Raw genomic sequence first — 24131 nt, 5'->3', positions numbered from 1 at the left:
CCAACTTTAATCTCAAAGGCCGAAGCCTAAGATCAAAGCCAGGTAACATATTCTATCAAGAAACGTGTCCGCCAAAGTTCTGTTCGAATATTCCAAATCTCTTACAAGACCCGAAACATTCAGCAGACAATGCCGCCCACGTTTCTCTTTCTTCTGTATAAAATTATCAAAGAACAGACAGTTCAAAACCGTCGAAAACTCTTCCGCTTAACTCCGCGCTCCAATCTCAATCACCAGAACCATTCGGCCCCAACTCTCAATCTCGTCTCGCTCCGTCGCTGCGGTGCCGGGTATCTAGTCTACATCGTAAACCGTGTCAACCCATTTTTTTCAAGAAATTCACAGCCTTATCAACCGTTCCTTCCTCAATACATCAACAAGACTTCCATCTCACTAATGCCGCTCAACTAACCACTCTCAACATCTCTGTCAATCGCTATTCGCTGAACTACAAGGACGAGGCAACCTGCCGCTAGCAGCGTCGCCGCCCTCGTTGATCGCCATATAGACCCTACTTCCCAAAACTGTCAACGAACTTTCACAAAAAATCCCAAAGTTTCTTTCCACAGCAAAACCAAAGCAATTTTATCAATTCTTAACCAACACAAACAACCCGATTCTGTCGTGAGAATGATAAAGGGCGCTCAACGCGCCCTCACCTAGCCTAGTCCCTATATATAAGCACTCAGTCGGCACGCGAACTCGACCAGCCCATCCGTTCCCCAACACCATCTGCCATGGCCTGCAGAATGATGACCGCTGATGCAGCGCCGGGGTCCATATGACCAAGCGAGCGTTCACGAAGACGCGCAGCGCGTCCCTTGGTGGCGATCATCGAACGGGTCGTGTTGGCGCCAGCCGTGGCAGCGGCGACAACCTTGTTCCAAAACTCGGCAGAACTTTGATTAGCAGACACGGCCATTTGTGCGGCTTCAGCAGCAGGCAGCCATGCATCCAGCATTGTCTTGTCGCCACGCTGTCCATGGCCTCGCTCACGAATGCCAACGCCGATGGCCTCAATGATGATCGCAAAAGTCGCCAGATCAAGATTCTTGCGGCCTTCCGTTGCCTTTGCGGCACGGCGGAATCCAGTGGCATAAAGCGGCCCAGTTGATGCACCAACCGCATTAATGAATGCGGTTGCCGCCGTATTGAGAACTTTCGAAATGTCGGCATCGTCGAGATTGAGCTTCGACAATTCGCTACGCACGGCCTGAAAGCCGAGAGCCATTGTCGTTCCATGGTCGCCGTCGCCGATTGCGCCGTCAAGTTCGGACAGCCTATCGCGTTCCGCTTCAAGCGACGCAGAAGCAGCATCAAACATATGGGCAAGACGACGAGCCGCAGTTTCCGACATGGATTTTCTCCTCAAACCTTATAACTGCAACGGGCGTCGCTCACCATAAGGCGTATGCTAATTTACTTTCAGGCGCAGTGAAACGATAGAACTCAAAGACGCTGTTAGCTAATTTTGAGAGCAGCAGTTTCACATGGATGTAGCAGCATTTCTGACAGTTCATGATCAAGATGCATGATCGATATCGACGCGCCCACCATATCCAGAGACGTGCAATAATGCCCGATCCAGTTGGCTTCAATATGAATGTTCTTAGCTTCAAGTCGTTGCGCCACACGCCGGTAGAGAATGTAAAGTTCCATCAGCGGTGTAGCTCCGAATGAATTGACCAGTACCGCCACGCGATCACCCGGCAGAGCCTTCATTTCATTGAAGATTCTGTCCATAATGCCATCAACAATTTCATCTGCCTGACGAATACGATCACGCGATACACCCGGCTCGCCGTGAATGCCAACGCCGATTTCCATATCTTCGGGGCCGATTTCAAAATTATGCCGTCCAGTTTGCGGCAGTGAACCCGGCTCCAGTGCCACACCAATCGTATAAGTCCGCGAGTTGGCCTTACGTGTAACAATCTCGCAGGCATCAAGCGACAGGCCTTTATCACAGGCGGCGCCCGCCACCTTGAAGACGAAGAAATTGCCTGCCACGCCGCGGCGCCCATCCTTGTCATCGATTGGCGATGAGGCGATATCGTCGGTAGTGAGAACCGTCTTGATCCTGACGCCCTTTTCCTCGGCCACTTCAGCCGCCATCTCGAAGTTCATGACGTCGCCGGCATAATTGCCATAGACGAAGAGAACGCCTTCGCCGTTGGAAGTTGCCAGCGCGCATTGCACAATCGGATCGGGCGGAGGCGACGAGAAAACATTGCCGACCGCAACAGCGTCTGCAAGGCCCTTACCCACATAGCCCACAAAGCATGGCTCGTGACCGGCACCACCGCCAATCACCAACCCCACCTTGCCGGGGCGCGGACCATCCCGCGCGACCAGTGCCCGGTTGGAGCCTCCAATTGGCTGCACGAATTTGCTATGGGCCCGAACAATGCCATCGAGCATTTCTTCAACCACCTCGTTCGGATTGTTGAGGAGCTTCTTCACCCGCACGCGGAAAGCTGTAGGAACCTGATTGGTTTTAGGCTTCTGCGAAAGACGCGCATCAAGATCAATGACGCCATCGGCGCGCAAAATACCAAGCCCAGTTGCAGCATCAGTCACAAGCACATTGATAAAGCCGCCGCGAAGTGCTGCCAGAAGCGCTGGCACCTTGTCAAAACCGCCTGCAACCGCAATACGGGTATGAATCTGCCGAAGCTTATCGAGCGAAATACCGATCGTCCGCTCATCAAGCGGTCCTGCAACGGGTTTCCCCCGCTCGTCAATAAAACGGCCTGCCACAACACCGACAGCACCCGCTGCAAGATATTGTTGCAGAGAAACTGACTCAAAAAATCCACTCGTGTGGATGGTGGAATTAGCACGCAGCGAAGAAATCCCGAAAAGAATGCGATTGGCATTCTCAAGGGTCGCAAATTGTTCCTGAAGCAAAGGCTCTTCGAGCAAAACGTCCCGCGTCTGCTGAGAACGCAACATGGCAGGTGCCATGATATTGACGCAGCGTGCCGAGACGGCCTCTGCGAGCGCTGCCGCACAACGTTCGGGCGTATATGGAAATGACGCCGTGGTGCCGCCTGTCGCCTGCACGACGGTCATGTCCTGCAACGAACCAATCGAAGTCTGCTCACCGACTGAAAGCACTGTACGTCCCCACGCGACTGCGAGTGTATCGCCGGATTTAAGGATTTTGTTGAGCGCGTGTGCGCCTGCAACGCCAAGCCGATCAATCAACGGGCGGGCATTGTCATCATGGGGGAGAATTAAACAGTCTGTCAGGCCGAAATGACGCTTCAACTCCTGAGCAACAGACAGCGATTCCAGCCGCCCGCCCTCAAGGGAGATATTGACGATGCCCTTATCTCGCGCTTCAGCCAGATAGCTGTTCACGGTGGCGCGCGAAATACCCATGACATCGGCGATCTCGCTCTGCGTCAGGCCGTCTTCGTAATAAAGCCAGCAGGCCCACACATAGGGATCATCGCCATAACGCATCGGAATCGTGATCGAACTATCGCTTGCAGTGGCCTTTGGCTTGCCAAGTTTGCGCGATGTGTTGGGCTTGAGCGTCATGCGATTATCTGTTGCCTCTCTCCTGCGCAGCAAACATGAAAGCGTTCAAACGCAATTGCAACATGATGAAACGAATTTGGCGCCTGAACGTGTGGACCCACACAGTTTTCAGACGCCAAACTTAAAATCGGGACAGAAAGCCTTACTGCAAGCGGCTCTTTGCCTGTGCTGCAAGATCAGTCAGAATCAGTGCGCAGGATGTTGCACCCGCATCAAGGACACCCAGCGAACGCTCACCGAGACGGCTTGCGCGACCGATCTTTGCCACGAGATTAAGTGTGGAGTCGCGACCCGCTTCAGCAGCAGCCGACAAAGCATCCAAACTTTCAGCAAAGGACTGGCCCTTGCCGTTTGCTTCGTCAAAAGCGGTGATTGCCGGGATCAGCGTGTCGAGCAGCGTCTTGTCACCAAGCTTTGCCGAACCGATTGACTGGATGCCGTCAAGACCTGCATGAAGCATGGTGCTGAACGTGGCTGCGTCGATATTTTCAACGCCTTCCAGCTTTTCTGCGAACTCGTTGAACATTACGCCATAAAGCGGACCCATTGAGCCGCCAATTTCGGTCAGCAGAATCGTCCCGAGCGTATCAAGGCCTTCAGCAAGCGTTACCTCCTTGCCGCGCAGGCGCTCGGCTGCGAGGCCGAAACCCTTGGCCATGTTCACACCATGGTCGCCATCGCCGATCTTGCCGTCGATTTCGCTTAAGTAAGCTTTGTTTTCGATAATCCGGTCTGCAAGCGAAAGAACGATCTCACCCGATCCGGCATTCTTGAATGTCTGCATTATATGCTTCTTTCTTACAAAACCGTCGTGCAACGGGCTTCTACATCCAGCAGTGTTTTCAGTTCATCATCCAACGCCATGATTGTCAGTGTAGCGCCAACCATTTCGAGCGACGTGAAATAATTGCCGACATAGGTGCGATAAATCTTGAGACCGCGTGCAGTGATTTCCTGCTCGATGGTATCGTTGAGGATATAAAGCTCGTTGATCGGGGTTGCGCCAAGTCCCGAAACGAGAACCGCAACTTCTGTGCCTTCGGGCAAATTGTGATCGTCGAGAACGATCTTGCTCATGTCCCTGGCAACTTCGTCAGCACGCTTCAACGGCTCAACGCGGACGCCCGGCTCGCCATGATGACCGATGCCGACTTCCATCGTGCCCGGCTCGATCTGAAAGTTCGGATGACCGACAGATGGCAGTGTGCACGGACCAAGACCAACGCCAATCGAACGGCAATTGTCGATAGCCTTCTGTGCCGTTGCCTGAACTTCCTGAAGGCTTGCACCCGATGCAGCCTTTGCACCGCCAACTTTCCACATAAAGATTTCGCCAGCAACGCCACGGCGCTTTTCGCGTTCTTCGATAGGAGCGGAACAAACGTCGTCATTGGCAACAACGGTCAGGATTTCAATTCCGACCTTGGCAGCAAGCTTGATCGCCATTTTGACGTTCATGTTATCGCCAGCATAGTTGCCGTAAAGACAGACAACGCCCTTGCCGCCATTTGCTTCACGCGCAGCATCGTAGAAGCTCTTGGCAGTTGGCGAAGAGAACAGTTCGCCAACTGCAACCGCGTCAAGCAGGTTTTTGCCGGTATAGCCGATGAAAGCTGGCTCATGGCCCGAGCCACCACCCGTGATAACGCCAACTTTGCCCTCAAACGGTGCATCTTTAGCGACAACCACGCGCGGGTTTTCCGTCGAAAGCCGGACAAGGTCCTTATGCGCCTTAATGAAACCCTTAACGGTATCTTCGACCACTTCATCCGGGTTATTGATAAATCTTTGCATTTTGCACCTATCGAAGGCGAGAGATAAGTTCCCGCTCTGTAATTTTAAAGCCGAACTTCCGGCCCCGAACAATCGTCAGACTGTCGGCATACTTAGAGAATTGTGTAGCCACCATCGATCAGGAGGTCTGCACCATTTATCATGTTTGCGCCACTGGATGCGAGGAACACTGCAGCGGCAGCAATTTCTTCCGGAAAGGCAAAACGTCCGGTTGGAATGCGCTTCTTGGCAGCTTCGCCCTTTTCGCCATTCCAGGCCTTCTTGCCGAGCTCTGTGAGAACGATGGTCGGCGAGATCGTGTTGACGGTGATGCCATATTTGCCCCATTCAGCAGCAAAGGTTTTCGACATACCGATAACGCCGAACTTCGATGCACAATATGCAACGTGGTCTTCAATCGCCACGGTGCCAGCCTGAGAGGCGAGATTGACGATCTTGCCTCCTTTGCCCGCAGCGATCATGGCGCGGCCTACTTCCTGCGTAACAAGGAAGCTGCCCTTGAGGTTGATTGCAATCGTGCGATCCCAATCGGAAATGGTTAGATCTTCGGCAGGGGCTAAGAAAACAACACCGGCGCTGTTTACAGCAATATCGATCTGTCCAAACGCTTCGACCACGCCCGATACAGCAGCCTTCACCGAAGCCGGATCAGATACATCGCAGACGAAAGGTTTTGCATCCGCTCCAAGCGCTTCTGCCTTAGCGCGCGCCTGATCAGCATTGATATCAAGCACAGCAACCTTTGCACCCTTGGCAGCAAATGCCTCAGCAACAGCCGCGCCAATACCGGAAGCAGCACCAGTTACCAGAGCAACTTTACCGTTGAGCGGGAAGTTGAGGTCGATTTGGGGAGATTGGTCGGACATTGTTTGATCCTCGGCGTTGTGAGGGTAGCGGGAATTTTTAGGGTGCGGGATGAGCCGGGGGCTGCCCATCCCGCCGTTCTCTATTACTTGCGTGCTTCGAGCAGCTTGTCGACGTTGTCGGCAGTTACTGGCGTCCAAGGAACATTGTATTCCTTGTCCTTACCGTCGTTGAACGGCATGTCAGGATACTGCGCCCAAATGTCGGACTGTGGCTTGTAGTCACCCTTCTTCGCGTGAAGAATTGCGAGGTCCATTGCACCCTGCGCCTGAGCGCGTGCATCCTGAAGGATCGACGTCATGGTGCCAGCCTTAACAGCATTCAGCGCATCGGTCACACCGTCGATACCAGCGATCGCAAAGTCATCGACCTTGAGGCCTGCCGACTTGATTGCTTCAATCGCGCCGAGTGCCATTTCGTCGTTCTGACCAATGACGCCGTTGATTTCGCCCTTATGCGAAGTCAGCCAGTTTTCCATCAGGGTCTGTGCTTCAGCGCGCGACCAGTTAGCGGTCTGCTGCTCAAGAACCTTGACGTCCGGGCATTCAGCAAGCGCCTTCTTGTTGCCTTCGAGGCGCGAAACCTGCGAGGACTGGCCAATCGGGCCTTCGATGATCACAACATTGCCCTTACAGCCGATCTTATCGAGAACGTTCTTAGCTTCCATGTAACCGGAAACCGCATCGTCAGAACCGACATAAGAAGCCAGAAGATCGGAATTTACGCGGGTGTTGGAACCAACAACCGGAATGTTTGCGTCAGCTGCTGCCTGAACAGCGGTTGCGCCAGCTTCAACGTCGATTGGCACGAAGATGATCGCGTCAAATTTCTGCGTGATCATGTTGTTAAACTGTTCCTGCTGAACGAGCGCATCATAGCGACCGTCGAAAACAGTGAGCGAAACTTCGCCGCTCTTCACAGCAGGATGTTCTTTCAGAGCTTCAGACCAGATCTGCATGAATTCAGCATTCAGGCCGTAAGGCGCTGCGCCAATCTTCAGCTTTTCCTGAGCATGTGCAGCGCCTGCAAACAGGGCCGTGGCAGATGCCAAAGCAATAAGCAATTTCTTCATCGGTATTCTCCTCCACAATATCCGCCATGACTAAATGTGCGGTGTTCGTTGCGCCAGGTGACTGGCAATTAGAAAACTCTGAAAATCAGGCGTTCTGGTTGCGTTTTTGATCGAGCATCACAGCACCGACGATCAACGCGCCCTTGAGAACTTGCTGGTAGTAAGATTCGATACCCATCAGATCGAGACCGTTGTTCATCACGCCAATAATGAGCGCGCCAATCAACGTTCCGGTCACACGGCCAACGCCGCCCGAAAGGCTGGTGCCGCCGATCACAACCGCAGCAATTGCATCGAGTTCGTATGCAATACCGGCCTGTGGCAGTGCCGATCCGGTACGGGCTGCAAGCATCATGCCTGCAAGACCAGAAAGCGCGCCAGAGATGACATAGACAGAGAAGCGGACGCGGGTGACATTAATACCCGATGTCTTTGCTGCATGTGGATTGCCACCAACGGCATAAATGTAACGACCAAAACGGCTGCGCGAGAGCACCCACCAGGCAGCTGCAAACACGATCACCAGAATGATCACAGGCATTGGAATGCCGAAGATTTTTTCTGTACCGATCCAGCGGAAATCAGGTGTCAAAGCAGGCACAGGCTTGCCGCCGCCATAGATAAGCGTCATGCCGCGTGCTGCCGAAAGCATACCAAGCGTTGCAACGAATGCAGGCACTGAGAAACGCGAAACGATCCAGCCAACCAGTCCGCCGCAGGCGCAACCAACCGCAAGACCAGCAGCAATAGCAACAATTGCCGGGTAAGGGCCGCCCGCAACTCCCGCAGTTGCTGAGGTTGTTGCAAGACTTGCTGCAACAATGCCGGTCAGCGCTGCAACCGAGCCAACAGACAAATCAATGCCGCGCGTCAGAATAACAAACGTCATGCCAACAGCCAAAACGCCGTTGATTGAGGTTTGCAGCAGCACGTTTGAGATATTGCCCGTTGTCAGGAAGTATGGATTTGACACCGACAAAATGAAAACCAGAAGCAGGAAAGCGAGGAAGATGCCGTATTCCTGAATGATCAACCGGCCCTTTTCAGAAGCGAACCAGCTGGTCGATTGTGTGTTTTCGTTGTTGCTCACGTTTTCTAGCCTCTCCCAGCCTGCCAATGTCAGGCTTAATTCTCAATCTTGCGCGCAGAGCGACATCCATTGTCAGGTAGACAGATGCACCAGCTTTTGTGCATCAGTGTCGGCCCTGTCATAGACGCCAGCCGACTTGCCCTGCCGCATCACAAGGATGCGGTCAGACATGCCCAGAACTTCGTCGATTTCGGATGAAATCATAACGACGGTTCCGCCTGACGCAGTGAATTCGCAGATGATGCGATAGATTTCGCGTTTTGCGCCCACATCCACACCGCGTGTTGGCTCATCGAGCAGCAACAAGCGCGGATTACGCAGGAACCATTTACCCAGCACAACTTTCTGTTGATTGCCGCCCGAAAGACCTGAAACCGGCATCGTATCGCGTGCTGCCTTGATGCCGAAATGCTCAATCATTTTCGCGCTTGCTGCAGCTTCTTCGCGCTGGCGCATAGCAAATGACGGGCTCATTTCAGGCAGACTCGCAAGGCAGATATTGGCGCGCACGCTGTCTGTGAGGTTAAGCCCCGTCAGCTTGCGGTCTTCGGTAACAAAGGCAATGCCTTCAGCCATTGCATCCGCAGGCTTGCTCACTTTAAGCGCGCGGCCTTCAAGCTTTATTTCGCCCTTGCTTGCCTTGTCGAGACCGAAGATGCAGTTGAAAATTTCGGAACGACCCGAACCCATCAGGCCGTAAATGCCAAAGATTTCCCCCTTACGGACCGAGAAAGAAATGTCTTCAATCTTACCCGGCAGAGCAAGATCGGAAACCTCGAAGCCAATCTGATCGGCCGGCTCATTGGTCTTGATAAATTCTTCGCCAAGCTCGCGCCCAACGATCAGACGGATCAGTTCCGGGCGATCAATATCGCTCAGCGCACCCGAACCGACATAACCGCCATCGCGGAAAACCGTATAGGAATCTGCAATCTGGAAAATCTCAGACAGTCGATGCGAGACATAGACAATGCCTTTGCCCTCAGCCTTGAGACGCTCGACTGCCTTAAACAGATGCTGCGCTTCTTTTTCACCGATGGCCGATGTCGGCTCATCCATGAAGATCACATCAGCATTGTGACTGAACGCCTTGGCGATTTCCACGAGCTGCATCTGCGCAACGGACAACTGGCTCATCACCTGTGTCGCGCGAATGTCGAACTCCAGACGATCCAGAAGCGCCTGCGCTTCACTGTTCATCTTCTTGAAATCGATACCACCAAATCGCGTTGAAGGTTCGCGACCGAGATAGATATTTTCTGCGACACTCATATGCGGAACAGGGCTCAGCTCCTGCTCGATAATCGCAATGCCGGATTTCAGCGCTTCCGCAGGCGTCGAATACTGGACCTCTTCGCCGCGCAGCCAGATCTTGCCGCCGTCGCGCTGCTGGATACCCATCAGAATGGAGAGGAACGTGGATTTGCCTGCGCCATTACCACCGCACAGCGCATGGACCGAGCCTGCACGCAGTTCCAGCTGGCCATTGCGAAGTGCTGCTACACCGCCGAACGATTTTTTTAGGCTCTCAACTTTTAATAGCGTCTGCACGGCATCCTCCTTGACCACGCATGACAAAAATCAACAATTGATCGACAAATGTCAATATAAGAATTTTACATTTGTCGAGTTTTATACGTCATTTGTAATTTTGGCGATAATTTTGGCTTTAAAAATACGATGTAAATAACTGAAAATACGCCTGATATTATCATTGCAGTAATCCTACTTTGTCGCCTTTCCGTCCCGTAGAACGAGGCGGATACGGCTTCTCAAACGGGCTTTGTCAACAAAAAAATTTACAGTTGATGGGTTATTGCCTGTTCGGTTGTGAACATTAGGCGAGGCAAAGAGGAATGGCCATTGACTTCAAAGGGGCTCATTTTCATAAAAGTGTCGTGCTTTATGCCGTGTACTTTTACCTTCGTTACCCTGGCTCCTATCGCGACCTTCAAGAAATTATGGCTGAACGTGGCGTAAATGTAGATCGTTCAACATTGAACCGTTGGGTCGTTCGATACTCTCCTCAGATTGCGGATCAAGCTCAGAAGCGTAAGCGGCCAACGTCTGGCTCTTGGCGGGTCGATGAAACCTACCTAAAGGTCAAAGGGAAATAGACCTATCTGTACAGAGCCGTTGATCGTGACGGCCAAACCTTGGAATTTATGCTCTCGGAGCGCCGAAATCTCAGTGCAGCGAGGCGTTTCTTTAAGAGAGCCATTGCAAGCAATGGTGTTCCGCACAAGGTTGTCATTGAAAAAAGCGGGGCCAATCTGGCTGGTGCACAGGCTGTAAACTGCATCTTGAAAATGACAGGTGCTGGTAAGTTGATTGAAATTCTGCAAGTCAATTATCTCAACAACATCCTTGAACAGGACCACCGGTTCATCAAACGGATCACCAAACATATGTTAGGTTTCGCGGCAGCAAATCATTTTCTGGTGCCCCTCCCCCAATCCGTAATCATAAAGCGCAATATTTATAATCCGGACAACGCCACGACGGGATCAAGTTGCGACGCGCTTCTTGCCGGAAGGTATCCAAAGACCACGCCGATGAGTGTCGAACACAGAAACGCCGTCACGATTGATGTTGTTGAGTAAACGAAGCTGAAATCACTACTGAACAGGCTGAACAAGGTGCCGAAACCCAGCGCCGTGATAATGCCGAGCACACCGCCAAACAGACATACAAGCACCGCTTCAATCAGGAACTGTCGTAAAATATCACTCTGTCGTCCGCCGACAGCCATTCTGACACCGATTTCCGAAATTCGCTCGGATACGGTTACGAGCATAATATTCATCACGCCAATGCCACCGACGATCAATGATATGACAGCAATAGCCGCAACCAGAAGTGTCATCGTCTGGGTCGCACTTGTGATCGTCTTGCGAATATCATCAGTGTTCAGGATATAAAAATCCGTTGTTCCGTGCCGTTGAGTTAGGAAATCAGTCACGGTCTGTTCAGCCAATGCCGTATCAATACCGTCTTCAACTTGCAAAGTGATACTGCGCAAGGAGTTGCTGCCCAAAAAACGCGACTGGACCGTGGTGTATGGCAGATAAAGCGACAGGTTCTGGTTGGAGCCAAAGCCACCTTGCTGTGGCTCCATCACCCCAACAATGCGCACGGGGACAGTCCCGATCAGAAGCACCTGCCCGACCGGACTTTGGTTGGTGTCTGAGAACAGAGCATTTTTGGTATTTTGATCAATGACAACATCCTGCGCGATTCTGCGTACACTATCATTGTCGAAGAATTGACCGTCTGCAATTTTGCTGCCCTTAGCAACGAAGTATTGCTCACTGACCCCGTTCACCTGTGCATTGGATTCTTTCGAGCCAAATCGGACAGTGCTGCTTGTTGAAACCGTGGGTGTCGCCGCTTTCACATAAGGCTGCTTTGTAAGTTCAGTTGCGTCTGAAACCACCAATGTCGTGATCTTGCCAGAACGAACATCGCCGAAGTCCTTGCCAGCAAATATCTCGAGCGTGTTGGTGCCCAGGCTGGAAATATCGGCAAGAACCTTTTGTTGAGAGCCTTGACCCAGTGCGACAACGCTCACGACTGATGCAATACCGATGATAATACCAAGCATGGTCAAAAACGTACGTAATTTGTGTGCACGCATTGACAGCATTGCCATCAGAAATGCTTCACGAATGGCGCCAGTTACAGCGTGAAGAGATAGAGCCGGTTTCGTATTGCTCGACACTTTTTCCTGTGGGAGGGTTGCGACGGGCGTGGATTTTTCGACTTGCCGATCTGCAATTATCTCGCCGTCACTAATCTCAATTATTCTGTCGGCCTTATTGGCAATCGACATATCATGCGTAACGATAATGACTGTGCGGCCCTCAGCATGAAGCTCGCCGAGAATGCGAAGAACTTCTTCCCCGCTCTGTTTATCAAGCGCGCCCGTTGGTTCATCAGCGAGAATAAGGTTGGCATTGTTCATCAATGCACGCGCGATTGACACGCGCTGTTGCTGCCCGCCGGAAAGCTGCCCCGGTTTATGATGAAGACGCTCGCCCATACCCAAACGCTGTAGCAAAGCAGTTGCGCGTTTCGCACGCGTTGCAGGATCGACACCGGCATAAATCGCAGGAATTTCAACATTTCCAAGTGCCGTCAGTTCAGCCAAAAGATGGTAGCGCTGAAAAATAAAGCCGAAATGCTCACGACGCAAAGCCGCCAGCTCGTCGGCATTCATCAATGCTGTTTCGCGCCCTGAAACCTCAAAGCTTCCCGATGTCGGGCGATCGAGGCAGCCAAGAATATTCATCAAAGTTGACTTGCCAGAACCCGATGCGCCAACAATCGCAACCATTTCACCGGCGTGAATCGTTAAGTCGACATCTTTCAAAACGGCAATCGAACTATACCCCGATGGATATTCCCGTCGGATTGCTTTGAGTTTAATAAGCGGATCGGTCATCGTCAGAAGCCCATCGGCGGAGGTCCACCGCGATTATTCGATCCTGAATTAGCGGAGGCAGACAATTCGCCTGTGATCACGCGGTCTCCTTCGTCAAGACCGGAGCGGACTTCAACATTGACTTTATTGTTGAGGCCAATTTCTATTTCTTTGGTTTTGATTGCGCCACCTGGCTCGACAACACGCACACTATAGCGATTGTCACTATTCGAACGTCCTAAAGCGGAAGAGGGTATCGTTAAAGCATCTTTTGCCTGACCAAGCACGATATGCACTTCGGCTGTCATATATGTGCGCAAATGACCATCAGGATTTGGAACCGTAAAGAGACCATTGTAATAAATCGCTTCGGAAGAAGAGCTGCTGCTGGATGAGGACGAGGAACTTGTGCTGGAAGAGCTGAAACTGCTGTCGCTTCTGATCGATTCAGGTGCAGGCTCGACCGACTGAAGTGTTGCATCATAACGACGATCCTGATCGCCCAGAACAGTGAAATAGAGTGGCAGGCCCGGCTTGATCCGAACAATATCGGCTTCCGAAATTTCCGTGTAAACGGTCATGCGGTCGAGCTGGCCAAGGATGACTATTGTTGGCGCAGACTGCGATGCGTTAACGGTCTGCCCTTCCTGACTGACAATTGAGAGCACAGTGCCTTCAATTGGTGCTGTGATCTGGGTGTAACCAAGGTTTGCTTTCGCTGTTTCAACGGCAACCTCTGCCTCCCTGATCTGCGCACCGATCGACTCAATCTGTGCCTGCGTTATATCCAGATCAGCCGCTGCTGTGTCGTAATCTGCCTGCGAGACAGCATGTCTGGCAAGCATGGTTTTCTGGCGGCTCAAGGTCTGTTGGTTCAGCTGGAGAGTTGCCTGCTTTTCTTTCAGCTGTGCCTTCATATTGGCAAGTGCTGCTTCTGAGGTGCGCAGATCGTTCTTCTGCGTTGTCGAGTCAATTTCTGCAATCAGATCATTGGCTTTAACAAGCTGACCGAGTTCCACCTTCACAGACGTGATACGTCCCGAAGCCTGCGCACCCACAGCGACAAGACGAACAGGCTTGATTGTTCCTGTGGCGAGCACTGTGACGTCAATATCGCCGCGCGTTGCAACGGCAGTCATAATTGACTGCGTTTGCGAGGCTGATTGACCGTAGAAGTAATAATAACCGCATAGGGCGACGGCGATAATCACAGCAGCCAAGATAGACAGACGTTTGAAACCCATTACCGAAAACCCTGAAGCTGCTGCATTATCTTACGTAAAACCATGTTATTGCGTTGATGCCTTGGTGACAGCGCCATGTTGCTGAAGATGAGGCCCTGTGTTGGTGTCAGCGATCTCTGGCTTTGCCACTTCAACAGCGCCACTCCAACCACCACCAAGTGCTTTATTCAATGCGATATAGTCTGTGGAGATGGCCACCTGACTGCTCAGCAGTGAATCTTCTGCCGAGTAAAGCGAGCGATCAGCCTCAAGCAGATCAAGGAAGCTCGTCGTGCCGGACTGGTAAAGCGAACGCGCGAGCGAAGCGGCCTCACGATAATGGCGTGCAGAAACGGAGAGCTTCGACGACTTGATGCGTTCTTGCGCAAGCGAAACCATAGCATTATCAACGTCTTCAAGTGCGGTGAGGATCGATGATCTGTAGGCGATAAAATACTGATCGCGCTGTGCTTGGGCGACTTCAACGGCTGCTTTGAGTTTTCCGGCATTGAAGATCGGAACACTCAAGCTTGGGCCGAAAGACCAGCTGATTGAAGAGCTTTTGCCAAGATCACCAAGTTGCGAACCGGAGGTTGCGATACTACCGGTAAGGCTGACGCTTGGATAGCGTGCTGCTTCTGCCTGCCCGACCTTTGCAGTATATTGCGCGTATTGACGTTCTGCCAAGCGTACATCGGGGCGGGTCAGGAGTATGTCAGCCGGTATGCCCGTGGGCATTGGTAATTTTGGTTTTGGAATTGCTTTGACAGGCTTCATGCGATCAGCAAGTGCTGATGGTGCGCGGCCCGTCAGTACCGACAACCGGTGAACTGATTGCGCATAGGACGATTCAAGATCAGGGATAGCAGCTTCAGTTGATGCGGCCTGTCCCGATGCATTCGAAAGATCGACTGCCGAGGAAGCACCGGCTTCAAATTTATCACGCGTCAGCTGTGCGGTCTTTCGTTGCGAGGCAGCTGTTCGTTTCGCCAGAGCAATACGAGCTTGATAGCCTCTTGCTTCGACATAATTGGTGGTGACGTCACCAATCAGCGTCAGCAATGTGTTGCGCAACTCTTCTTCGGCACTATCCATACCATATTTTGCTGCTTCCACAGAGCGCTTATTGGCACCGAACAGATCCGCTTCCCAACTTGCATCAAGCCCTGACTTAAACAGGCTGCTGGTTGATGACGCACCACTATCACCACCGGCTGTTCTGCTGCGTGTTGCAGATGCAGTGCCATCCGCTGAAGGGAACAGGCCTGAAACACTCTGCCTGTAAGATGCACGCGCTTCGCGCACCTTGGCTTTGGCGGTTGCGACTGTCAGGCTACCTTCCACGGATTCATCAACCAGTGCATTCAACAATGGATCGTTGAAACGCTTCCACCACTCAGCCAGCTGCGCTGGCTTTTCTTGTTTGGTGGCGGCCTTATTGACCCAACTAAATGGCATGTTCACGATTGGCTTTTGGTAGTCCGGCCCGACAACGCAGCCACTAACAGCTGTCATCAGGAGCACTGCACTCAGCACTCTGAAATATCGGCTAAAGGGGCGCTTTTCAGCGCCCTGTAAATTCTGTTGCATATTGTTCGCAGCCAGTAGTTTGTTAGTTTTTGTCATGATGATTTTCCGTCTGTAACTGCGGCGAAACTGTTTGATGAGAAGCGGGTTTGCCCTTGAATATGTGTCGAACCGTCACAAACAGCAGTGGAGCAAGAAAAATGCCAATGAAGGTAGAGGCAATCATGCCGCCCATCACGCCAATACCGATAGCATTTTGCGCGCCAGAACCTGCACCGCTGGCAATAGCCAAGGGGGTGACACCTAAGATAAAGGCAAATGAGGTCATGAGAATTGGCCGCAAACGCTGACGGGAAGCCTCAAGCGTTGCTTCGATAACCCCCATGCCTGCGGCCTGACGTTCAATGGCAAATTCGACAATGAGGATCGCGTTTTTCGCTGCAAGGCCAATGGTCGTAAGCAGCCCCACTTTGAAATAAACGTCGTTTGATTGGCCAAAAATCGTCGCTGCCAGCAGTGCACCGAATATGCCGATAGGAACTGTCAGCATGACGGCAAAAGGAATAGACCAACTTTCATAAAGCGCCACCAGACACAGGAACACGACCAGCACCGAAATAGCATAAAGCGCTGTTGCCTGATTGCCGGAAAGCCGCTCCTGATAAGAGAGCCCTGTCCACTCATGGGAATAACCGGCTGGCAATTGTTTCATGATGGCGTCAATTTCATCCATCGCGACACCGGAACTGACGCCCGATGCAGCTTCGCCCTGAATTTCAACGGCTGACGAACCATTATAGCGTTCAAGGCGCGGTGAGCCATAATTCCAATGACCGGTGGCAAATGCTGAGAACGGAACCATCGTGCCGCTTGAATTGCGCACCTGCCATTTTTCCAGATCTTCCGGCTGCATTCTAAAATCGCTGTCGGCCTGAATGTAGACAGGCTTGATGCGTCCACGATCAATGAAATCATTGACGTAAGAACTGCCCCATGCGGTCGAAAGCGTTTTGTTGATGTCAGACAACGACACGCCGAGGGCGCTCGCCTTTTCCTGATCAATCGTGATTGAGAATTGCGGTGTATCTTCCTGACCATTCGGACGAGTGTTGGTCAGCTTTTCACTTTGCTGGGCAAGCCCCAACAGCTGGTTGCGTGTTTCAATCAGCTTCGCATGACCGGCGCCATTGACGTCTTTCAAGTAAAAATCAAAGCCATTGGAGTTGCCCATTCCCTGAATTGCGGGCGGTGCAAGTGCATAAACCTTGCCATCCCGAATTTGCGAAAAGACTTTCATCGCTCGACCGGCAACAGCACTTGAAGACAGATCAGCAGATTTGCGGGCGTCAAAATCTTTCAACCGGACAAAGGCCATGCCGACGTTCTGGCCTTGTCCACCAAAGCCAAAACCAACCACGCTCATCACACCATCGACGGCATCTTTTTCGTTTTCGAGATAGTAGTCAGTAACCTGCTTCAGGACGCGCTCGGTACGGTCTTGCGTCGCGCCAACAGGTAGCTGGACGCCGGTGATCAAAATGCCCTGATCTTCCTGCGGGAGAAACGAACTCGGCAATTTGGTGAAAAGCCAACCCATCGCAATAACGATTGCGACAAAGACGGCAAGAAACCGTGTTGAACGATTGAGAATTCCACTCACACCATTGCGATAGGCATTGGTTGTGCGATCAAATCCCCTGTTAAACCAGCCGGTTATGCCAGTTTGTTTAGCATGTCCTTCAGTTTTTTTCAAAAGTGTTGCGCAAAGCGCCGGCGTGAGCACAAGTGCCACGACCACCGAAAGAACCATCGCTGAAACAATGGTGACCGAAAACTGGCGATAGATAATGCCGACGGAACCACCAAAAAATGCCATTGGAACGAAAACAGCAGAAAGAACCGTTGCAATACCGATAAGAGCGCCAGTAATTTCCTGCATGGACTTGAGCGTCGCTTCTTTAGGCGAAAGCCCTTCTTCCTCCATGACACGTTCAACGTTTTCGACGACGACAATCGCATCATCGACGAGAAGACCGATAGCGAGCACCATCGCAAACATTGTCAGCGTATTGATGGAGTAACCAAACAGAGCCAGAACACCAAATGTACCAAGCAGAACCACTGGAACTGCGAGTGTTGGGATCAGTGTTGCGCGGATATTTTGCAGGAAGACCAACATCACCACAAAGACGAGGATGATGGCTTCGATCAGGGTTTTAATAACTTCTTCGATGGACAACTGAACGAAGGGCGTCGTGTCATAGGGGTAGACGACTTCAACGCCTTCCGGGAATGTGCCGGACAGGTTGTTGATGGTCTGCTGAACGGCTTCAGCCGTGCTGATGGCATTTGCACCCGTTGCGAGATTGATCGCAAGACCAGCCGCTGGCTTGCCATTGTAGCTGGAAGAGTTGGTGTAACTCTCTGCACCCAGTTCTACACGCGCAACATCATTAAGTCTAACAAGCGATCCGTCTGTTGTGCTTTTGAGAATAATATTGCGAAACTGTTCTGGTGTCTGGAGACGGCTCTGGGCTGTAACCGTCGCATTGAGTTGTTGGCCTTGTTTTGCAGGAAGAGCTCCAAGCTGACCGGCAGAGACTTGTGTATTCTGCGCTTCGAGTGCCGTCGTCACATCGCTCGGCATAAGCGCATATTTTGCGAGCTTATTGGCATCGAGCCATATGCGCATTGCATAGCCTGAACCAAAAATTTGTGTGTCGCCAACACCTTCAACACGCTTGAGCGTATCGTTGAGAGTGCTGTCGATATAATCGGCAAGGTCAGTTGCATTGAGTTTGCCGTCTTGCGAGACAAAGCCAATGACCATCAGAAAGCTGTCAGACGATTTGCTGACCGTAATACCCTGACTTTGAACGCTTTCAGGCAATTGCGACTGCACAAGCTGTAGCTTATTCTGCACCTGCATCTGCGCAACATCGGGATCAGCTGCACTGGTAAATGTCAGCGAAATGGATGCCGATCCTGTCGAGGTTGACGTAGCAGTCATGTAGTCGAGATTATCGATCCCGGTCATGCCCTGCTCAATCACTTTCGTAACTGAGTTTTCGACTGTCTCTGCATCCGCACCCGCATAAGTGGCATTGATGCGGACTGTCGTTGGCGCAATCTGCGGATATTGGGAAACGGATAGTGAGTTGAGCGCGAGCAGCCCGCCCAGCATGATGACAATTGCAATCACCCAGGCAAAGTTGGGGCGGTTAATGAAGAAACGTGACATCGTCTATTCCTTCACCGCATTGTTTTCAGTTGAACTTGCTGGTGCCTGTGCAGATTTGCGCTCGCGGACCTCTCCGGTGGTGTCGTCAACGATAACCGTCACGGCTTCGACATTCTGGCCGGCTTTAACCATGAGAGAGCCTTCGACGATCACGCGATCGCCAGCAGATACGCCTGCACTGACCAGCCAATTATTGCCGACACTTCGGTCAACCTGCAGAACGCGCTCTTCAACCTTGTTTTCAGCGTTTACGAATAAGGCGGTTGGCTCACCCTTGGTGTTGCGGGAGACGGCGCGCTGCGGGACAAGAAAACTGTTCGGCGCGACGCCTTCTTCAACAAGAGCACGGACATACATTCCCGGCAGCAAAAGCCGGTCGGGGTTTGGAAACTGCGCGCGCACTGTAAATGTGCCGGTCGTTTCACTCACGGCAGATTCAGCAAATTCGAGTGTACCCGCCAAAAGATATGTTTCACCATTTTCCAGACGAAGGCGAACACTCACATTTTCGCCGGTAATCTTTATGCGTCCATCTTTGATTGCTTGCCGTAAATTAAGAAGGTTGGTGCTGGATTGCGTCACATCCACATTGATCGGATCAATTGTCCGGATAGTTGTGAGCGCCGTCTCCTGACTTGCGGTTACAAGTGCGCCGGGCGTGAGGGTCGATTTATCAATGCGGCCACTGATTGGCGCTTTGATGGATGTGTAATCGAGGTTGATTTTCGCAGTGTCGAGCGCTGCTTTCGCCGCCGCGACATCTGCTTTTGCTTGCGCTAAAGAAGCTGCGGCTTCGTCAAAATCTTGGCGAGCGACCGCATTTTGTTTGATCAACCCTTGATAACGCGTGACCTTAGCCTGTGCACTTGGAACAGAGGCTTCCGCTTTCTGAAGATCAGCAGCTGCGCTGTCATAGGCGGCCTGATAGCTGGCAGGATCAATCTGATAGAGAACCTCACCTTCTTTGACCTCACCGCCTTCTTTAAAAAGGCGTTTTTGAATAATGCCGTTAACCTGTGGACGTACTTCTGATGTCAGTGAAGCCGTCGTACGACCGGGCATTTCAGCCGTTATTGAGATCGATTGCGGCTGCAAGGTTACTACGCCGACTTGTGGTTTTGGGGCGGACTCGGCACCTGCGCCTGTCGTTCCTTCTTGAGAACATGCAGAAAGCAATATGAGTGAAAACGTAGCGGAAACCATGCAGCCATAGCGAACGGACTTTATGGTATTCTTCATTTTTTTATAGGTGACGCAGGGGGGGAACATCGTATAACCTTATTTATAAAACGAAGTCGTACCATTATTATATTTGCATAATGAGTCAATCATGCGTGGTCCGTATTCGGACCAAATGATATGCAACGCGCGAAATTGTGATGATAAGCGAGGGCCTAATGATGGAAACGAAAGCAAAACGCGGCCGTCCAAAAACGAAGTCTGATGAACAACGGACCGTTGAAATTGCACATCTTGCGCGTGATCTTTTTATTGCTAATGGATACGCGAATGTGACGATGGATGACATCGCTATTAATTGCCATATCTCTAAACGAACGCTCTATTCTTTGTTCAAAAGTAAGAGCGATATCTTTTCGACAATCATCGACAACCATCGTCAGACCATGCTTGCGCTGCCCGGCGACTACGATCACTTGTCGATCTTTGACGCGCTCTGGGCGATATTCCTGCTGGATTTGAGCAAAGAGCAGGACCATGAGCGCCTTGCGATCATCCGTCTCGTACGCCTTGAAGCAGAGCGGTTTCCTGAGCTTGAGGAAGTGTTGCATGAGCGCGGAGGGGAGTATTCGCGTCGTTTGCTTGCAGATTGGCTGCAAAAGCAAAAGGATGCGGGACGGATTGTTCTCGGTGATCCCTGGAATGCTGCAAAAATCCTGATGGACATGATCTTCGGAGCGATCATCGTAAAACACAGACAGGAGCTTTTCTGGCCATCGGATACGGAAAGACGTGCCTATCTCAGTCAATGTATCGCGATTTTTACAAAGGGCATTTTGCCTGTTGAAAGCACGGAACGTCCTGATTGATCTTTGATCGGATGACACGGATTTAGCCTGACCACCAAACCATCCCCTCTGGAAGAGGCAATAAAAATGCCGAGGACGCAGAAGGTTCGGATACCATGCGTCCCCGGCTTTTATGCGATGGGCAAAGTGAACTTTGCGTCGCGTAAGCTGATCATTTTGGAGAACATTGCACGGGGTCTTGCGGGCCATAGATACACATGTTGTCCGATCAGTTTTGGGTACTGGCGCACCCATATTCAATTTACTTTTAGCCACATCTAAAGCAAGTTTCGTTTTGTAATGATTGTTGTCCGAATGTTTCTCGGCGCGCTTTGATGTTGTTTGCAACATGCTCTCGGCTTTTATTTTCGAGCGGCTTTTAACGTGACGCGCTGCATAAAACCCTTGGGCGTTTTATTCTCAACAGTGATGGTGCCACCAAGACGCTCTATAATTTCCTTAGCGATTGCCATGCCGAGTCCAGCACCGGGATGCTTCTTGCGCCGACCTGCATCCACACGGAAAAAAGGCTCGAATATGTGTTCAATCATGTCCTCGGGTATCCCGGGGCCCTCATCTTCAATTTGAACGACCACATTTTTTCCATCCGTGCACCACGACACTTTGGCGTGCTCGCCATGTGTCGCTGCATTGATGATGAGATTTCGCAATGCGCGGGTTAATGCAATCGGGTTTGCAACGACAGATGTTTGCTTATCATAATCACGTTTGCTGAGTTCCACTGAATAACCGAGCGTTGAAAGCTCACTGACAAGACCGCTAACCAATTCGCTGACACGTAAGGACTGCGTTTCTTCAGCTCCGCCAACCTCTTCCCGCACAAGCCGGATCGCGCTATCAGCAATCAGGTCCAGCTCTTCAAGATCTGAAAGCCACTTCGCACGTTCTTCTGCATCTGCAACAAATTCGGCACGCAATCGCATTCGGGTCATAGGTGTCCGCAAGTCGTGACCTGCGGCCGCAACCAGTCGCATACGGCTTTCCATCGCATTCTTCAGGCGAAGCGACAGATTATTGAGTGCGCGCGCTGTCGCCCGAATTTCTGCTGAACCTGTTTCGGGCACATGGTTTAACCTGCCGTCAGGTCCAATATGGGAGACGGCATCTTCAAGAAGGCGCAATGATTTTGTGGCCTTGTTCGCGGCCCATAAAGCGAGCAAACCGCTACCAAGAATAATCGTGACGACCCACATTGCCAAAATACTGTTTCTGCCCGGAGGCGGGCCCATGCGTGGTATTTGAGTAATCAGCCACTTGCCCGGCTGAATATGGACGGAAACAGCATCAGATCGAGGGTTTTCGGTATGGCTGACAATGATTTCCCAATTGCGACCACTTGAGCGAAGAGATTTAGCAATAAAGTGAGTTGCTCTTTCGTCAACGTCCTGCACATCAGGCGCAGTTTCGATCCGCACACCTAAAGATCTCGCCTTATCTGCGTCCTCTTCGGCGAGTGCAGCAGCAACGACGATCTGGCGCGCGATTGGATCAAACATCAACGGCTGCGGCGGTGGGCTTAAAACACGATCGGCCGCAAAAATGACCAATCCAACGACCATGACAATGACGCAGATTAGCAAGAGGGCTATTCGGTTGCGAAGTGAGTTCATTGCTTAACAACGGATGTTGAAACGGGAAGTGTCATTTGATACCCGCCATTGCGCACTGTCTTGAACACGTCGGACGTATGATAAGGTTCCAGCTTTTTGCGCAGACGGCTCATCAAAACATCGATAGAGCGGTCGAGTGGACCGCGTCCGCGTCCCTGGGTGAAATCGAGAAGCTGATCACGTGATAATAGCCGTCCCGGCCTTTCCAGAAACACCTTAAGAAGATCAAATTCAGCCGCAGTCAGATCGACTGCGCCGCAATCTGCCACAACCACAGTCCGCAGCTGCGGATTTAGTGTAAGCTGGCCAAAATGATAAATTGTGACTTCGTCGCTTGGCAATGTGCCAAGTTGCTGTGTGCGTCGGAGCACGGCCTTTATGCGCGCTATCAGTTCACGCGGGTTAAAAGGTTTGCCGAGATAATCGTCAGCGCCGATTTCCAGCCCAATGATCCGATCAACGTCTTCTTTGAGTGCAGTTAGTAAGATTACTGGAAGGGTTGAGTTTTCATTGTGCAGCCGCCGACAAATATCCAGCCCTGAACCATCTGGCAACATGACATCCAGAACTAAGAGATCCGGGTTTGTCTCCTGTAACTTCCGTTCGCACTCGCGGCGGTCGCCAGCCACAGAAACGCGAAAACCCTGCTCACTGATATAGCGAGACAGGAGGCTGCGTATTTCTGGGTCATCATCGACAATTAAGATATGTGGCTGCGCGTTCATTGAGTTCCATCGCTTGTTATGGAAACATTTATAATGAGTTTGCCAGCTTTGGCTGAGCTTTTTTGTATCCGAATATTGCTGCATAGCGTTCAGCAATATTCGGATACAAATTTCGATGCCATTTTCACGTTCAGAAACATGCTGGACGGAAGAGAATTACACAGCTGCGATAATTAGCCTCTTCATGTTTTGAATATGAAGGGAAAAATCGTGAAGCGCTATCTTTTGGCTACGCTTCTGCTCACGCAGATAGCTATTATTCCACAATTCGCATTTGCTCAGAATTTTCCACCGCATGAATTTGAAAGTTCCCCTCCAGAAGGGCAACTGCCCTTTTATCCGGCAAATAAGCTTTGGATGGGCGAGAAGCCACCTCTTCATCCGGGCCTTATTTTGGCTGCGGAACTGAATGCGGTTGCGACTTACATCGGTTTGGAATCTGGACAGAACGAAGCCTGGATCGGTTTCACAACATCGCTCATTGCTTTGCGCGAACCGCCAAAACCAAAAGATTTTTCCCCGGCGCATATGGATGTGATGGGCTTGCTTCACCAGGAAGCCGATGACGCAATCCGTCATGGGCAGGATGCTGAAAAGTTTAAGGACGCTTTGGCGAAATTGTCAGCAACCTTGCGAGCTGACCAATTGGAAAAATTACAAGCGGTTTTAAATCCAATGCCGCGTTTGATGCCCAAGCCGCCTTTTGGATCTGGTCCTCATATCGAGAGAGAACCACTCGGGGCTCCTTCGGAAAATTAAATCCGATTTTCCTTACGCGTTCTTTTTCACTTGGCCATCAAAGCCGAGCATCCAGCTATTCGAAAGACAGACAATTGTATTTACGGACCGCTAGCTTCCACACGTATCCCCGCGGTTGGCCCTACTACCCGGGTTCGTGGCTTTCCTATTCCAAGTTTCAATATCGAATTGAAGCAAGTGATGCTTTGCGCCGCGGAATGCAGAGA

17 protein-coding genes and 1 pseudogene are annotated in these 24131 nt (G+C 51.4%); 3 read left to right on the top strand and 15 right to left on the bottom strand.

Translation table 11 applies throughout. The features are described from left to right. Positions 1 to 685 precede the first annotated feature (685 nt). From dhaL (WH356_RS12315) to WH356_RS12280, 8 genes are all read right to left on the bottom strand, one after another. Positions 686 to 1357: a dihydroxyacetone kinase subunit DhaL gene (dhaL, locus tag WH356_RS12315; protein ID WP_339511141.1), complete on the bottom strand. Its 672-nt coding sequence runs from the start codon at positions 1355 to 1357 to the stop codon at positions 686 to 688. Positions 1358 to 1461: 104 nt separating this feature from the next. Continuing rightward, a complete protein-coding gene (locus WH356_RS12310; protein ID WP_339511139.1) occupies positions 1462 to 3549 on the bottom strand; it encodes a bifunctional sugar-binding transcriptional regulator/dihydroxyacetone kinase subunit DhaK in 2088 nt (695 codons plus the stop codon). Positions 3550 to 3691: 142 nt separating this feature from the next. Next, on the bottom strand, positions 3692 to 4333 hold the full coding sequence (dhaL, locus tag WH356_RS12305; protein ID WP_339511137.1) for a dihydroxyacetone kinase subunit DhaL: 642 nt from the start codon (positions 4331 to 4333) through the stop codon (positions 3692 to 3694). 14 nt (positions 4334 to 4347) lie between these two features. After that, positions 4348 to 5343, bottom strand: a complete 996-nt coding sequence (locus WH356_RS12300; RefSeq protein WP_339511135.1) for a dihydroxyacetone kinase subunit DhaK — start codon at positions 5341 to 5343, stop codon at positions 4348 to 4350. A gap of 92 nt (positions 5344 to 5435) precedes the next feature. Next, entirely contained in the window at positions 5436 to 6209 is a 774-nt protein-coding gene (locus WH356_RS12295; protein WP_339511133.1) for an SDR family oxidoreductase, read from the bottom strand. Between the two features lie 83 nt (positions 6210 to 6292). Then, complete coding sequence (locus tag WH356_RS12290; protein WP_339511131.1) at positions 6293 to 7279, bottom strand: substrate-binding domain-containing protein; 987 nt, start codon at positions 7277 to 7279, stop codon at positions 6293 to 6295. A gap of 85 nt (positions 7280 to 7364) precedes the next feature. Next, positions 7365 to 8369 (bottom strand): ABC transporter permease, encoded by a 1005-nt coding sequence (locus WH356_RS12285; RefSeq protein WP_339511130.1) that lies wholly within the window; start codon positions 8367 to 8369, stop codon positions 7365 to 7367. Positions 8370 to 8441: 72 nt separating this feature from the next. Then, the gene (locus WH356_RS12280; protein ID WP_339511128.1) at positions 8442 to 9920 is read right to left on the bottom strand and encodes a sugar ABC transporter ATP-binding protein; all 1479 of its coding nucleotides are present in this window, start codon (positions 9918 to 9920) and stop codon (positions 8442 to 8444) included. Positions 9921 to 10225: 305 nt separating this feature from the next. On the opposite strand from WH356_RS12280, the pseudogene WH356_RS12275 reads away from it, so the two are divergent. Further along, positions 10226 to 10795: pseudogene (locus WH356_RS12275) on the top strand (IS6 family transposase); the annotation flags it as partial. Between the two features lie 53 nt (positions 10796 to 10848). Here the strand turns inward: WH356_RS12275 and WH356_RS12270 are convergent. From WH356_RS12270 to WH356_RS12250, 5 genes are read right to left on the bottom strand one after another with little or no spacing between them, the layout of a single operon-like run. Continuing rightward, a complete protein-coding gene (locus WH356_RS12270) occupies positions 10849 to 12813 on the bottom strand; it encodes a MacB family efflux pump subunit (RefSeq protein WP_339511126.1) in 1965 nt (654 codons plus the stop codon). A gap of 2 nt (positions 12814 to 12815) precedes the next feature. Further along, positions 12816 to 14036, bottom strand: a complete 1221-nt coding sequence (locus WH356_RS12265) for an efflux RND transporter periplasmic adaptor subunit (RefSeq protein ID WP_339511124.1) — start codon at positions 14034 to 14036, stop codon at positions 12816 to 12818. 45 nt (positions 14037 to 14081) lie between these two features. Further along, on the bottom strand, positions 14082 to 15605 hold the full coding sequence (locus tag WH356_RS12260; RefSeq protein WP_445253668.1) for an efflux transporter outer membrane subunit: 1524 nt from the start codon (positions 15603 to 15605) through the stop codon (positions 14082 to 14084). Between the two features lie 22 nt (positions 15606 to 15627). Continuing rightward, positions 15628 to 18783, bottom strand: coding sequence for an efflux RND transporter permease subunit (locus WH356_RS12255; protein WP_339511122.1), 3156 nt, complete (start codon positions 18781 to 18783; stop codon positions 15628 to 15630). A 3-nt stretch (positions 18784 to 18786) separates the two neighbouring features. Continuing rightward, positions 18787 to 20022, bottom strand: coding sequence for an efflux RND transporter periplasmic adaptor subunit (locus WH356_RS12250; protein WP_339511120.1), 1236 nt, complete (start codon positions 20020 to 20022; stop codon positions 18787 to 18789). Positions 20023 to 20180: 158 nt separating this feature from the next. Between WH356_RS12250 and WH356_RS12245 the strand changes: the two genes are divergently transcribed. After that, positions 20181 to 20831 carry a TetR/AcrR family transcriptional regulator gene (locus WH356_RS12245; RefSeq protein ID WP_339511118.1) on the top strand — a complete coding sequence of 217 codons (651 nt, stop codon included), beginning with the start codon at positions 20181 to 20183 and terminating at the stop codon, positions 20829 to 20831. A 341-nt stretch (positions 20832 to 21172) separates the two neighbouring features. Here the strand turns inward: WH356_RS12245 and WH356_RS12240 are convergent, their stop codons facing one another. Together WH356_RS12240 and WH356_RS12235 are read right to left on the bottom strand one after the other, a co-directional pair. Further along, the gene (locus WH356_RS12240) at positions 21173 to 22327 is read right to left on the bottom strand and encodes a sensor histidine kinase (protein WP_339511116.1); all 1155 of its coding nucleotides are present in this window, start codon (positions 22325 to 22327) and stop codon (positions 21173 to 21175) included. Positions 22328 to 22437: 110 nt separating this feature from the next. After that, positions 22438 to 23166 carry a response regulator gene (locus tag WH356_RS12235; protein ID WP_339511114.1) on the bottom strand — a complete coding sequence of 243 codons (729 nt, stop codon included), beginning with the start codon at positions 23164 to 23166 and terminating at the stop codon, positions 22438 to 22440. Positions 23167 to 23376: 210 nt separating this feature from the next. Here WH356_RS12235 and WH356_RS12230 point away from each other — a divergent pair, with 210 nt between their 5' ends. After that, on the top strand, positions 23377 to 23925 hold the full coding sequence (locus tag WH356_RS12230) for a hypothetical protein (protein ID WP_339511112.1): 549 nt from the start codon (positions 23377 to 23379) through the stop codon (positions 23923 to 23925). The last annotated feature ends 206 nt before the right edge of the window (positions 23926 to 24131 follow it).

Source organism: Ochrobactrum sp. MYb379 (assembly GCF_037479515.1).
Taxonomy (GTDB): Bacteria; Pseudomonadota; Alphaproteobacteria; order Rhizobiales; family Rhizobiaceae; genus Brucella.
This window is presented reverse-complemented; position numbering and strand designations above follow the sequence as displayed.